The following is a 12,719-nucleotide window of genomic DNA, read 5'->3' as shown; positions in this document are numbered from 1 at the left end:
GAATGGTCAAGCCGGCGAAACGCGAATGGGCAGCGCCGTGCTGGCCGGAATGGCAATGGCGGGGGCGGATGACGCGAGCGTTTGGTGGGGACGAGCGCGCGAGCCTGTTCAGCTCGCCATGAGGAGCGCCTTCAACTGCGAAGGCTGGATGCCGTATTCTTTGCGGCAATAATCGCAGGTGATCTCCAGGACCTTGTTGTCGCGGAGCAGATCCTCGATGTCCGAGCGCGGGAGGGTGGCGAGGCTCGAGAGGACGCGGAGCTCGCTGCAATGGCACGCGTAACGGAGATCGGACTCCGCGAGCAGCGTGTACGGCATGCCATACAGGAGATCCTCGGTCAGCGCGTGCGGCGTGAGGTCTCCTTTGTGGAGCAGGTCGTCGAGCTTCGGGAAGTCTTCGAGCCTCTGCGTCATGATCATGAGCGGCCCGCGCTCGACCTCCGGCAAGAGCTCGACGATGTAGCCGCCCGCCGCGACGACCTCGTCCCCTTGGAGCAGCGTCGCCACCGCGATCGTGGAGACGATCTGCTCGGAGTGCTGCATGTACGCCATGAGCGCCCCCGAGATCCCGCCGTCCGGCCCCTCGAACGAGACCTCCACGATGCCCTGGTGAAGCGCGCCGTTTGGCAGCGTCCGCATCATCTTGAGTAGCGCGCCCTTGCCGCCCGTCATGTCCTCACCCGTCTCCCCGCTGAAGCCCACGAGGCCGCGGTTCGTGCCGTCCGGGTGCGCGTCGGCCACGATGCTGCCCTTGCCGCCCGCGCCTTTCAGGATGCTCTGGACGCGCAGGTTCGGGCTCATCGCCTCGCGGATCAGGATCGCGCCCGTGACGAGCTCGCCGAAGCGGCTCGCCACCGCGCCCTTGGCTCCTTGCGAGGCGATCGCGCCGCGCACCGTCTCGGTCGTGAGCGCCGTGATGACCCGGAACGCGCCATCGTTCGTCATGGCGCGGATGACCTTGTCGGATCGATTGTTCGTGACGTTCGTTTCGCTCATCAAACGGCCACCGCCGTCCCGGACGCGATGAGGCCGTCGCGTTCGAGCAGCGCCTCCAGGGTTGGTTCGCGCCCCATGAAGCGCCGGTAAAGGACCATCGGATCCTCGCTGTCGCCTCGCGCGAGGATCTCGGATCGGAAGGCCTCGCCGACCTCCCGGCTGAACAGCCCCTCGCGCTTGAACCGCGAGAACGCGTCGGCGTCGAGCACCTCCGCCCACTTGTACGAGTAGTACCCCGCGGCATACCCGACCGGGCTCGAGAACAGGTGCGAGAACGAGGCGAGCATCGCGTGATCGCCCGGCAGCGGCGCGGGCGCGTGGCGCGAGAGGATCTCGCGGCCGTACGCGGTGGGATCCCCGTCGCGCGCCGGATCCCAGTCCACGTGCAGCGCGAGATCGACCTCGGCGAAGCCGAGCTGCCGCATCATCGCGTTCGCCGCGCGGAACGTGCGCGCCGCCCGCATGCGCTCGAGCAGCGGCGCCGGGATCGGCTCGTTCGTCTCGTGGTGCCGCGCGAAGAGGTCGAGCGCCTCCTTCTCCCAGCACCAGTTCTCCATGATCTGCGAGGGCAGCTCGACGAAGTCCCACGCCACGTTCGTCCCGGCGAGCGTGCGCACCTCCACGCAGCTCGACGCGTGATGCATGAGGTGGCCGAACTCGTGGAAGAGCGTCTCGACCTCGCGGTGGTTGAGGAGCGCGGGACGATCGCCGATCGGCGGCGTCAGGTTGCCCGCGAGCACCTCCACGTGCGAGGCCGGCGTCGCCGCCTGCGCGATGCCCGTCACGAGGCCCTGCATCCACGCGCCGTCGCGCTTCGACTCGCGCGGCCAGAGGTCCACGTAGAACACCGCGCTCGCGTGCCCCTTCGGCTCCACGATGCGGTACGTCGAGACCGTCTCGTGCCACGCCTTCGTCTCGGGCGAAGGCTCGATGCGCACGCCGTAGAGCGCCGAGGCGATCGCGAAGACGCCTTCGAGCGCCCTCTCCGCGGAGAAGTAAGGTCGGAGAGACTCCTCGTCGAAATCGTACCGCGCGCGGCGGAGCTTCTCGGCGTAATACGCGACGTCCCACGGCTCGATCGTCGGCGCGTCCGGGCCCTCGAGCTCCTTGCGGAACGCTTCGAGCTCGGCGTTCTCGCGCTCGAAGTACACCTGCGTTTTTTCACGCAGCGTCTGCACGAACGTGCGCGCGGCGTGACCCGACCTCGCCATGCGGTCTTCGAGCACGAGGTCGGCGAAGCTGTCGAAGCCGAGCAGGCGCGCCTTCTCGCGCCGGAGCACGAGGATGCGCTGCAAGAGCGGCCGATTGTCCCAGGACGGCTCCGTCGCGCGCGTGGCGTAGGCGCGGTACATGTGCTCGCGGATCGAGCGATCGTCGAGGTACGTCATCACGGGCAGGTAGCTCGGCGCCTGCATCGTGAAGCGATACCCCGAGAGGCCCTTCGCCTCCGCGCTCGCCTTCGCCGCGAGCACCGCGCCCTCGGGCAGGCCCGCGAGCTTCTCGGGCTCGCCGATCACGAGCTCGAACGCGTTCGTCGAGTCGAGCACGTTTTGCCCGTAACGGAGCGTGAGCTGCGCGAGCTCCACGTCGATCTCCGCGAGCCGCTTCTTCCCGTCGGGATCGAGGTCCGCGCCGCTGCGCTTGAAATCGGCGATCGTCTTGTCGAGCAACCGCCTGCGTGTCCCCGTGAGCGCCTTCGCCTCGTCCGTCGCGGCGTACGCCTTGAGCGCGTTCCACACGGGCTCCGAGAGCGCGATGCCGCTGTAGAACTCGCTCACCTCGGGCTGCACCGCGGAGTACGCGGCGCGGAGCTCCGGCGTCGTGGCGACGGACTCCAGGTGGCCGACGACGCCCATCACGAAATCGATCTGCTCCGTCACGCGCTCGAGCGCGGTGATGGTGTTCTCGTACGTGCGGGGGCCCGGGTCCGCCGCGAGGGCGTCGAGCCGCGCCTTCGCCTCGGCGAGGAGCGCCTTCACGGCCGGCTGCACGTGCTCGCCGCGGATGCGATCGAAGGGGATTTCGTAGCCGAGACCGAGCAGCGGATTTTCGTGAGATTCGGGCATGTTCGGTGCTCTCGCGACGCGCGCGCCTCCTCTGGGGGACTTCTTCGTCCTTGCTACCTACGATCCCCGCTCGGCCCGCGCAACGCTTGGCGCGTCACTTCCGGACGAGCTCGCCACGAAACACCTCCCGGGGGCCGGGCGACGCGAAAGAGCGAGCCCTCGGAGAGCACGAGAAGCGAAACTCCTGCGTTTTCCGCGGTGTCCGGCCGAGGGGGGCTCGGCTCGTTCGCCGGTTTCGAGGGCCTTTCGATTCCGCTACGCTCGCGCCGTGAACGTCGCCCTCTTCGTGATCGGGATCGGCAAGATCCTCTTCGGCATCCTCGTCGGGGCCCTCGGCGTGTGGCTCGGCTCGCGCGTGCTCGGGCGGCTCTTGCGCCTCGGGGAGATCGACGAGGAGCTCGCGAAGGGCAACACGGGCGTCGCCGTCATCTCGGCCGCGGGTCTGCTCTCGCTCGGGCTCCTCGCGCAGCACGCGGTGTCGGCGACGTTCGCCGCGATGGACCTCATGTACCGCGGCCAGAAGCTCGCGCCGGTGATGCTCGGCAAGTTCGCGTTCTACGGCCTCGCGCACGTCGCGCTCTCGCTCGCCGTGGGCGCCGCAGCGCTCGCCGTGGGCACGTTCCTCTTCGTCCGGCTCACGCGCGGCGTGGACGAGCTCGCCGAGATCCGGAAGGGCAACCTCGCGCCCGCGCTCGTGCTCGGCGCGGTGATGGTGGTGATCGCGCTCGTGGCCGCGCCGGGCCTCGAGACCGCCCTCGACGGTCTGCTCCCGCTGCCGGAGCTCGCGCGTGACGAGGTGATGGCGCCGTCATGAACGGTCGAACGATCCTCGCGCTTGCCACGACGGCGTGCGTGTTCGTCGCGGGCTGCTGCTGCAACCTCGGAGACCTGCTCTCGCAGAGCGGCGACGCGGAGCCGTCCGAGGACACGCCGGGCGTCGATCTCGGCGTCGCGGTGTATCCCGAAAAGACGCCCGAGGCCGGCGCGACGAAGTATGCGTGGCGGGATCCTCGCCTCGAGCCGCCCGTCTATCGCGCGGGCTACGCGCTCGGCGCGGACGAGCAGCGTGACGTGGACGCGGCGCACCGCGAGCTCGCGCAGCGCCTCAAATACCAGGACGCGGGCGACGGTGCGTTCCGGTGGGTGCCGCCGCCGGGCTGCGACGCGAGCATGCAGTGCATCTTCGAGTCGCTCGCGGAGCGCAGCAAACCCGATGTCGATCCGCTCGCCGCGCGCTTCAAGGCGCGCATCCAGGAGGCGAAGCTCGGCACGCTCGACGCCGTCGAGCTCCTGGCCTCGTTCGTCCAGACGATCCCTTACGAGATCCCGAAGGATCGCCCCTTCGGCCTCATGCCGCCGGCGCTCGTGGCCTCGGCGAAGAAAGGCGACTGCGATTCGAAGGCGCTCCTTTTGCACATGCTGCTCGACGCGATCGGCGTCGACAGCGTGCTCCTCAACTCGAATGCGCACCGGCACGCGATGCTCGGCGTCGCCGTGCCGGCGCAGGGCGAGAAGATCCGCTACCAGGGCCGCGCGTACGCGTTCGTCGAGACGACCGCGAAGAACGCGCCCGTCGGATGGATCTCGAAGGAGCTCTTGAAGCCGAACGACTGGGTCGTCGTGCCCGTGCGTATCCGTTCGCCGGAGAAGGCGCCGAAGAACGAAGCCGTGACGGGCAAAGCCACGGACGGGCCGAAGCCGAAGTCCACGAAGAAGCGTTGAGCGGGCTTACGAGCCCGAGCCGAGCGCGTCCGAGAGCGTGTGCACGGCGGCGATCATCCCTTCCGTCGGGTTTTCCCCGCGCGTGTGCGCATGCTGCACCACGAGGTCGACGAGCGTCACGAGATACGCCGAGGCGTTCGCCTCGTGGAGTGCTTGTTTCAACGAGCCGAACCTCTTGCTCGTCTCGTCCGTCGCGCCCTGCGCCGACAGCGCGGCGAGCATCGCGGCTGCGCGTGCCTCGTCCTTGTCTTTGATGGCTTCGCGCGCGAGGTCGATGAGCACGTTCCCGAACGCCGCGAGCCGCGCTTCCGCGAGCTCCGGCGAGCCACCGGCACCTTGCGCGACGAGCTCCTGCAGCTCCGGGAAAGCGCGCCGATGGACGAGCGCTCCAAAGAGGTTGTGCCCGTCCGTCTCCCAGGCCGGTTTTGATGCCAGCCTCTTTGCGATCCACGCGACCACGGGCGAATGCACGGGCCCTCGATGCAGCGAGCGGAGCGCTTCGCCCATGAGCCGCTCGCCGTCGGCGCCCTGCGCCGCGAGCCAATCGAGCAGCATCGCGCGCTCGTCGCCGTTCGTCCCGGTCTTCACCTTCTCGAACGCGTCCTCGACGGTGAGCCCCGCGAACGGGTCGGCGAAGAGCGGATCGCCTTCGTCACCGCCGAGGCCGAGATCGAGTCCGAGATCGTCGCCGAGCGAGCCTTCGCCGAAGAACGAGCCTTCCCCTTCTTTCGAGGCCGAAGCAGCGGGCTGCGTCGCCTCGTCGAGGTCGAACATCCCGGCGAGATCGACGGGTTCGTCCGAGGGCGCGAAGAGCCCGACGGCGGGCGCGGGGGCTCGGGTTTCGCGGCGCTCGATACGCGCCTGGAGCGCGGGCGGAGCCTTTCCGCGGACGAGGTCGGCGAGCGTCTCCCATTCCCGATCCTCGAAGGAGAGCCCGGGCGCGTTCAGCACCTCGTGCTCGAACTCGGCGGGGTTGTCCTCGCAGAGCTTCGCGAGCGCGACGAGGATGGGCGTGCGATCCGCGGACAGAGCGCGCGCGCGCCAGCGAAGGAGATCTGCGGACGTGAGCTCGTGCGCGTGCTCGGCGAGGAAGCCGTGATCGTCCGGCGTGAGCGACGCTTGCCGCAGGACGTGCAAGAAGGCCACGGCGCGGGCGCTTCCCCGATGAGCGAGCACGAGTGCATCGATTTCGGCCTTTTTCATGGGAGCCCCCACCTTACCAGGGACGGGCCTTCCCACGCGACGCTCGTATCGTGCTCCGTCGGGTAGGAGCTGCGCTCCGGAATGACCACCCTCGGCGCCGCGTCGACGCGAAGCCGGCGAGACTCATTACATGCACACGAATGCATGCCGCGCTGCGCGAAGGACCGAAGGCGTCCGGGCGCGCTCCGCCCGGGGCGATAACGCGAGCGCGCGAGATGGGCCAAAAGAATTGCATTCGTCGAAATCGAGTTGACGGGACGCGCGGGGCGGGCTTCCATGAGGTCGATCGCGATTTTTCCCGCTCGGCGATCCGGCCCCGGGGCTCATGGGGAGCCCGGGGCTGTATGTTTTTCAGGGCCGATCATTTCCGCCGATCGTGACGGTGGCGCGGCGCGCGTGGTGGCGTGGTCCCGAGGAAACGGGGCTCGTATTGGCATCTCCCAGGCCTCCGCCGACGAACCTCCTCACGGACCCGATCCCGAGGCGCTCGTGCACCTCGCGGTGCCTATGTCCCTCAGCGAGGCGCTTGCCGTCCTCTCTCCGTCTCCGTCTCGTCCTTGATGCGGGCCGTCGAGCAGAGCTTCGGCGCAAGCGGCGGCGACGCCCCGCGCGCCGCCATTGCAGCGTGAGCCATCGCCGCTCCGTGCCACCCTGAGCCGTTCTCCGACACGGCTGCCGCGCTTTCGGCGCGCGCGCCATGGAACCGCGGAAAAATGCCCTGCGGCATGCCGATTGCTCTGGAGCCCCCGCATGCGAACGCTCCCTCTGTTCTCCTTGCTTCTTTCCCTCTCGGCCCTCGCTTGCAGCTCGTCCGCGCCGCCCGAGCCGCCGGGGGCCAACAACACCGGCGATTGCCACGACCCGGGCACCCCCGGGTGCGTCGTGACCTCCGGCGCGCAGCGGATCACGAACCCGAACGTCTCCAGCGCCGACCTCGGCACGCTCGTCGACGGCAACACGGCGTTCGCGGTCGACATGTACAAGTCCCTCCGCAGTGAGCCGGGAAATTTCTTCTATTCCCCGCACTCGATCTCCAGCGCCCTCGCGATGACCTGGGCCGGCGCGCGCGGACAAACCGAAACGGACATGGCGAAGGCCCTGCACTTCACCCTGCCGCAGGCGCAGCTCCATCCGGCGTACAACGCGCTCGATCTCGCGCTCGCGAGCCGCGGCAAGGACGCGAAGGGCTCGGACGGCCAGGGCTTCCGGCTCAACATCGCGAACGCGGTCTGGGGCCAGGTGAATTATCCCTTCGAGACGGCGTTCCTCGACGTGCTCGGCAAGAACTACGGCGCCGGCATGAACATCGTCGATTTCGTCGAGGATACGGATCAGGCGCTCTCGTTGATCAACGGCTGGGTCGAGAAGAAGACCGAGGGCAAGATCAAGGACATCCTCTCGCCCGACTCCATCGATTCGAGCACGCGGCTCGTGCTGACGAACGCCGTGTACTTCAATGCGGCCTGGCGGACGCCGTTCGAGGAGGCGAACACGCAGAACGCCTCGTTCACGACGAGCGACGGCGCCACGGTCACGGTGCCCATGATGCAAGGCTACGTCGAGGCGCCGTACGTCAAGGGCGCGAATTACGCGGCCGTCGAGCTGCCGTACGACGGCGACGAGCTCTCGATGGTGCTCGTCCTGCCGGACGATCTCGACGCGTTCGAGGGCGCCCTCGACGCGGCCAAGCTGAGCGAGGTCGTCGGCGGGCTCTCGGAGCACAGCGTCGACACGCGTTTGCCGAAGTTCAAGTTCGAGTCGAAGTTCAGCCTGGTCGACCCGCTGAAGGAACTCGGCATGGGCATCGCATTCACGGACGGCGCTGATCTCTCGGGCATCAATGGAACGGGCGGGCTCGTCATCTCGGACGTGATTCACCAGTCGTTCGTCTCGGTGAACGAGGCGGGGACCGAGGCCGCGGCGGCGACCGCGGTCATCGTGGGCGAGACGAGCGCGCCCCAGCCTGCGGCGATCACGTTCGACAAGCCCTTCATGTTCTTCATCCGCGACATCGCGACGAAGTCCGTGCTCTTCGTCGGCCGCGTGGCCGACCCGAGCTGATCGAATCCCTGACGGACGGGCGTATCTTGCCGCGCGGAGCCTTCCGCACCAAGATACGCCCATGTTCTTCAAGGTCGACCCTCGCAAGCTGCAGATGCCCACGAAGGAGCAGGCGCTCCCCGGGCGGAGCGATCGGATGCGCGTGCCCGAGCGGCACTTCGTGAACGGCGCGCGGATCGTGCCTCCGTTCCCCGAGGGCACCGAGCAGGCGATGTTCGGGCTCGGGTGCTTCTGGGGCGCGGAGCGCAAGTTCTGGCAAACGAAGGGCGTGTACTCGACGGCCGTCGGATATGCCGCCGGGATCACGCCGAACCCCACCTACGAAGAGGTCTGCACGGGCCTGACCGGCCACAACGAGGTCGTGCTCGTCGTTTTCGAGCCCGCGAAGGTCTCGTACGAAGCGCTGCTCGCGGTCTTCTGGGAGAACCACGACCCGACCCAGGGCATGCGCCAGGGCAACGACGTCGGGACGCAGTATCGCTCGGGCATTTATTGCTTCGGCCTGCTGCAAAAAATGGCCGCCGAGCGCTCGCGCGTCGCGTACCAGCGGGCGCTCGAGGCCGCGGGGCACGGGGACATCACGACCGAGATCCTCGAAGCGCCCGAGTTCTATTACGCTGAAGAATATCACCAGCAGTACCTCGCGAAGAACCCGGGCGGTTACTGCGGCATCGGCGGCACCGGCGTGAGCTGCCCGGTGGGACTCGTTTCGGCGGGTTGAGCACGGCCTCCGCGCGCGCCGGCGTGACAGCGCCTGCGCAGCGCGGATACCATCCCATCCATGACGAAGACACGACACGCGGGACGGAGCGGGCGCTATGCGCTCGTTCTTTCGATCATGGGCCTCCTCGGCGCGACGACCGCGTGCGGGGAGAGCGGCACCGGCGCCACGGGCGGCCTCGGAGGGTCGGGCGCCAGCGGGAGCGGCAGCGGCGCTTCGGGGCAAGGTGGCGCGGGCGGCATGGGTCAGGGCGGCACGGGCGGGGAAGGCGGCGAGCTCTTTCCCTCGGGCGTCGGCGGCGCGGGCGGAGGCGCGGGCGGCGGTGGGCCGAGCTGCAATCCCATCCTCAAGGCCACCGTGCGCGATTTCCAGGTCGCGCATCCGGATTTCGAGGATTTCCTCGGCGACGATAAGGGCATCGTCGCGGACGAGCTGGGCGCGGACGGAAAACCCGTCTACGCAGGCAATCCCACGACGCCGACGACGACGGGCAAGGAAAACTTCGACCAGTGGTACAACGACGTCGCGGGCGTGAACATCGCGATCCCGGTCGAGATCCCGCTCATGGCCATGGGCGGCGGGACCTACACGTACAACAACTCGGCGTTTTTCCCCATTGACGGCCAGGGCTTCGGCGACGAGTTCAACACCCACAATTACCATTTCACGCTGGAGCTACGGACGCAGTTCATCTACGAGGGCGGCGAGGTCTTCACGTTCACGGGCGACGACGACCTCTTCACGTTCATCAACGGCAAGAAGGTCATCGACCTCGGCGGCGTGCACGGCGCGCAGACCTCGACGGTGGACCTCGACGCGCGCGCGGCCGAGCTCGGGATCGAGAAGGGCAAGACCTATCCGCTCGATTTCTTCTTCGCCGAGCGGCACACGAGCGAATCGAACTTCCGCATCGACACGACCATCGGCTGCTTCTCGGAGCCGCCGATCCCCGAATAATCAGTCGAACGGCCGGACCGTCACCGCGTGATTCAGGGGCCCGTGCCCGTGCCCGAGCCCCGGCGCCTGCGCGATCGCGAGCCGGATGTATCGCCGCGCCCGCGCGATGGCCGCCTCCACCCCGAGCCCCTGCGCGATCCCCGCGGCGATCGCCGACGCCAGCGTGCATCCCGTCCCGTGCGTCGAGGTGGTCTCGATGCGGTCGTCCTCGAAGATCCGCTCGCCCGCGGCCGTGACGAGCACGTCCGTGACCTTCGGCCCCTCGAGGTGCCCGCCCTTCACGAGCACCGCCTTCGGCCCGAGCGCGAGCAGCGCTTCGGCCACGCGCCGCATCGCCGCGACGCCGTCGATCGTTTGACCTGAAAGAACCTCCGCCTCCGGCAGGTTCGGCGTGATCAGCGCCGCGCGCGGCAGGAGCCGGCCGAGGAGCGCATCGCGCGCCTCCGGGAGCAGGAGCGGCGCGCCGCCTTTCGCCACCATCACCGGATCGACGACGAGCGGCACGTCCTTGGCGAGGCGCTCGTGCACGTCAGCGACGACGTCGATCACCTCGGCCGAATGGAGCATGCCGGTCTTGATCGCGTCCGCGCCGATGTCTTCCAGGACGAGGCTCATCTGCTGCGCGAGGAACGCGGGCGGGACCGGAAAAACCCCGAAGACGCCGCGCGTGTTCTGCGCCGTGAGCGCCGTGATCGCGGTCGCCCCGAACGCGTCGAGCGCCGTCACGGCCTTCAGATCCGCCTGGATTCCCGCCCCGCCGCCCGAGTCCGAGCCGGCCACGATGAGCACACGCCCTTGCATCGAAGGCCCCGCGTACCAGCGCGGAACCCGACGCGCAAGGCGCGGCGTTCACTTGTTCGACATGGCGAGCGTCGCCCGCACCCGGCGCTGTTCGAGCGGCGTGAACGAACGATCGAGCAGCGCTTGCTCGGCCGCCTTGAACGCCGCCTCGTCCTCGGTCTTCGCGGCGAGCGCGTCGCGCTCCTTCCGGAACGCTTCGATCCGCGCCTTCCACGCCGCGCGCTCGGCGTCGAGCTCGGCCAGCCTGTCGGCCGCCTCCACGCCGAGCGTCTCGACGCGCTTCGTGTACACGTCCTCGTCCGTCGCGCCTTCCGCGCGCATCGCGTCCACCTCGGCGCGCGCGCGGAGCGGCAACGTCGCGGCTTCCCGCGCGTCGCGTGCTCCCTTCGGCAGGCCCGCTTCGAGCTCGGCGAGCTTTTGCTCCCGCTCCTCGGCCGTCAGCGCCTCGTCCTGACGAATCCGGCTCGCCTCCGCGGCGACCTCGCCCTCGCGCTCCTCGTCGCCGAAGAGCGCGTCCGCCGTCTCCTCGCCGAAATGCTTGCGCCTGAGCTTTTTCAGCGCTTCGAGCCGCGCCTTCGGATCGGCCTCCTCGGCCTTCGGCAGCTCGAGCCCGCCCTTGTCCTTTCGATACGCGAGATACTGATCGAGCAGCGCCGCAGCCTGGAGGGCGGCCGGGCCGTCGACGCGCTCGCGAATGGCGGCGAGGATCCGCGCGCGGATCGTCTCGTCGCTCTCCTCGCCCTCGGTGGTGAAGTAGTAATCGAAGAGGCGCAGGATCTCCGGCCCGAGGAGGAGGGATCCGTCGGGCCCGACGCGCAAGGCGCCGTCCTCGTCCGTGCCACGCAGCGAGCGGGCCTTGTCTTTGAACGGGCTCTTCTCGCGGGTATCGACGTTCGCCTCGGCGCGTCGATCCGACGGCGCCGAGGTGGTCCGGTTTGTCGCGCCCTTCGGGCCGCCGCCGCGTGTTTCCGCCGTCGTCTCGACCGCGCGTGTGGGTTCGTCCCCGCCGCGTCTCCACAGGCCGATCCCGGCTGCAGCGACGAGCGTGACGAGGGCGAACCCCGTGGCGACGCGGCGGCGGTTCACGCGTTTCCTCGCTTCGAGAGGTTCGTCAGAGGCCGAGGAGCTTCAGGCGGTTCGCGTGGGCGCGGAAGACCGACTTCGGGCTCGTCTGGAACGGCGCCGTGATGCCGAAGAGCTGGTTCACCTCGTCGAGGTGGTTCATCTTGTAATCGTCGCGGATGACGTCGCCGAGGTGCGAGCTGCAGCGGCCGACGAGCCCGTCGTTCGCGTCGTCGTAGATGATGCCCGTGAGGCCCATCGGGTAATCGGAGACGTCGAGCACGTTCGTCACCTTCGAGGTGCCGGACCACGAGAAATACCGGATCCCGTTCACCTCGTGCGCGCCCTCGCCGCACCACGCGGAAGGCAGGCCCGCGCCGTAGGTCGCGTTGTACGTCGCGGCGCCGTCGGACGAGAGCGACTCCAGCGCGGCCACCGAGTCCTGCGGGCTCGTCTGGCCGGAGAGCAGGCCGAGGATCGTCCCGAGCGAGTTCGCGAAGAGCGAGAGCACGGCCTCGGAGAAGCCGCCCTCGGTCATGTTGTCGCGGAGGAAATCGGCGAGGTCGGCGCCGTGGTGCGGCGAGCCCACGCTCGTCACGCTCGCGACGAGGTCGGGCCGCACCGTGGCGACGTACCGGATGTCGAGGCCGCCGTGGCTATGGCCGATGAGGTTCACCTTCTTCGCGCCCGTGGCCGCGACGATCTCCTCGACCTGCTGGAGCAGCTCCTCGCCGCGCGCCTCGGTGGACGAGAACGCGGGCACCTGCGTCACGAAGACGCGCGTGCCGCCCGACGCGAGCGACGACTCGATGCCGTGGAAGTAGTCCACGACGCCGAACAGCTCGTCGAAGCCCGCCATGCCGTGGCAAAGCACGATGGGGTATTTCGTCTGCGTGTACGTGTCGGTGTAGGCATTGGCCGACGACGTCGACGTCTCCTCGGAGGCCGCGAGCTGGTTCGGCGACTCGCCGCCACAGCCAACCGTAAAGGAGGCCGACGCGAACATCGCCGCGCCGAACGCCGCCGCCCGACCAAACCGAACCCCCAAGCCAATGTTCCAGCGCATGTTGAGGCCCTCCATCCTATCCGAATGGCACCGTTCATGCCAGAGGATCGAATGACGCGTTGCG

The 12,719-nt window shown here is 68.7% G+C and carries 11 protein-coding genes; 5 read left to right on the top strand and 6 right to left on the bottom strand.

What is annotated here, in order from left to right; all coding sequences use genetic code 11:
* Positions 1 to 108 precede the first annotated feature (108 nt).
* Positions 109 to 996, bottom strand: coding sequence for an Hsp33 family molecular chaperone HslO (locus QHF83_RS21260; protein ID WP_282419714.1), 888 nt, complete (start codon positions 994 to 996; stop codon positions 109 to 111).
* Positions 996 to 3,062 carry a M3 family metallopeptidase gene (locus tag QHF83_RS21255; protein ID WP_282419713.1) on the bottom strand — a complete coding sequence of 689 codons (2,067 nt, stop codon included), beginning with the start codon at positions 3,060 to 3,062 and terminating at the stop codon, positions 996 to 998. The genes QHF83_RS21260 and QHF83_RS21255 overlap by 1 nt, the downstream gene beginning before the upstream one ends.
* Before the next feature lie 268 nt (positions 3,063 to 3,330).
* On the opposite strand from QHF83_RS21255, the gene QHF83_RS21250 reads away from it, so the two are divergent.
* Together QHF83_RS21250 and QHF83_RS21245 are read left to right on the top strand one after the other, a co-directional pair.
* Positions 3,331 to 3,876, top strand: a complete 546-nt coding sequence (locus tag QHF83_RS21250; protein ID WP_282419712.1) for a DUF350 domain-containing protein — start codon at positions 3,331 to 3,333, stop codon at positions 3,874 to 3,876.
* The gene (locus QHF83_RS21245; protein WP_282419711.1) at positions 3,873 to 4,784 is read left to right on the top strand and encodes a hypothetical protein; all 912 of its coding nucleotides are present in this window, start codon (positions 3,873 to 3,875) and stop codon (positions 4,782 to 4,784) included. Before QHF83_RS21250 ends, QHF83_RS21245 begins: the two co-directional genes overlap by 4 nt.
* Before the next feature lie 6 nt (positions 4,785 to 4,790).
* On the opposite strand, the gene QHF83_RS21240 is transcribed toward QHF83_RS21245, so the two are convergent.
* Positions 4,791 to 5,987: a hypothetical protein gene (locus tag QHF83_RS21240; protein WP_282419710.1), complete on the bottom strand. Its 1,197-nt coding sequence runs from the start codon at positions 5,985 to 5,987 to the stop codon at positions 4,791 to 4,793.
* 750 nt (positions 5,988 to 6,737) lie between these two features.
* On the opposite strand from QHF83_RS21240, the gene QHF83_RS21235 reads away from it, so the two are divergent.
* The 3 genes from QHF83_RS21235 (at position 6,738) to QHF83_RS21225 (ending at position 9,726) form a co-directional block, all read left to right on the top strand.
* Positions 6,738 to 8,048 carry a serpin family protein gene (locus tag QHF83_RS21235; protein WP_282419709.1) on the top strand — a complete coding sequence of 437 codons (1,311 nt, stop codon included), beginning with the start codon at positions 6,738 to 6,740 and terminating at the stop codon, positions 8,046 to 8,048.
* 61 nt (positions 8,049 to 8,109) lie between these two features.
* The gene (gene msrA / locus QHF83_RS21230; RefSeq protein ID WP_282419708.1) at positions 8,110 to 8,769 is read left to right on the top strand and encodes a peptide-methionine (S)-S-oxide reductase MsrA; all 660 of its coding nucleotides are present in this window, start codon (positions 8,110 to 8,112) and stop codon (positions 8,767 to 8,769) included.
* Positions 8,770 to 8,829: 60 nt separating this feature from the next.
* On the top strand, positions 8,830 to 9,726 hold the full coding sequence (locus tag QHF83_RS21225; protein ID WP_282419707.1) for a fibro-slime domain-containing protein: 897 nt from the start codon (positions 8,830 to 8,832) through the stop codon (positions 9,724 to 9,726).
* Here QHF83_RS21225 and thiD read toward each other — a convergent pair whose 3' ends face one another.
* Genes thiD through QHF83_RS21210 form a run of 3 tightly spaced genes read right to left on the bottom strand, consistent with a single transcriptional unit; the run spans position 9,727 to position 12,655 of the window.
* Positions 9,727 to 10,527 (bottom strand): bifunctional hydroxymethylpyrimidine kinase/phosphomethylpyrimidine kinase, encoded by an 801-nt coding sequence (thiD, locus tag QHF83_RS21220; RefSeq protein WP_282419706.1) that lies wholly within the window; start codon positions 10,525 to 10,527, stop codon positions 9,727 to 9,729.
* A 48-nt stretch (positions 10,528 to 10,575) separates the two neighbouring features.
* The gene (locus QHF83_RS21215; protein WP_282419705.1) at positions 10,576 to 11,613 is read right to left on the bottom strand and encodes a lipase secretion chaperone; all 1,038 of its coding nucleotides are present in this window, start codon (positions 11,611 to 11,613) and stop codon (positions 10,576 to 10,578) included.
* Positions 11,614 to 11,638: 25 nt separating this feature from the next.
* On the bottom strand, positions 11,639 to 12,655 hold the full coding sequence (locus QHF83_RS21210; protein WP_282419704.1) for a triacylglycerol lipase: 1,017 nt from the start codon (positions 12,653 to 12,655) through the stop codon (positions 11,639 to 11,641).
* Positions 12,656 to 12,719 lie beyond the last annotated feature (64 nt).

The organism is Polyangium sp. 15x6, assembly GCF_029960785.1.
Classification (GTDB): Bacteria; Myxococcota_A; Polyangia; order Polyangiales; family Polyangiaceae; genus Polyangium.
Note: the sequence above shows the minus strand (reverse complement) of the source record. Positions and strands in the feature narration are given on the sequence as shown.

Coding starts and splice junctions, on each gene's coding strand:
- QHF83_RS21260 (WP_282419714.1), bottom strand. CDS start 996: ATGAGCGAAACGAACGTCACGAACAATCGATCCGACAAGGTCATCCGC.
- QHF83_RS21255 (WP_282419713.1), bottom strand. CDS start 3,062: ATGCCCGAATCTCACGAAAATCCGCTGCTCGGTCTCGGCTACGAAATC.
- QHF83_RS21245 (WP_282419711.1), top strand. CDS start 3,873: ATGAACGGTCGAACGATCCTCGCGCTTGCCACGACGGCGTGCGTGTTC.
- QHF83_RS21240 (WP_282419710.1), bottom strand. CDS start 5,987: ATGAAAAAGGCCGAAATCGATGCACTCGTGCTCGCTCATCGGGGAAGC.
- QHF83_RS21235 (WP_282419709.1), top strand. CDS start 6,738: ATGCGAACGCTCCCTCTGTTCTCCTTGCTTCTTTCCCTCTCGGCCCTC.
- msrA (WP_282419708.1), top strand. CDS start 8,110: ATGTTCTTCAAGGTCGACCCTCGCAAGCTGCAGATGCCCACGAAGGAG.
- QHF83_RS21225 (WP_282419707.1), top strand. CDS start 8,830: ATGACGAAGACACGACACGCGGGACGGAGCGGGCGCTATGCGCTCGTT.
- thiD (WP_282419706.1), bottom strand. CDS start 10,527: ATGCAAGGGCGTGTGCTCATCGTGGCCGGCTCGGACTCGGGCGGCGGG.
- QHF83_RS21210 (WP_282419704.1), bottom strand. CDS start 12,655: ATGCGCTGGAACATTGGCTTGGGGGTTCGGTTTGGTCGGGCGGCGGCG.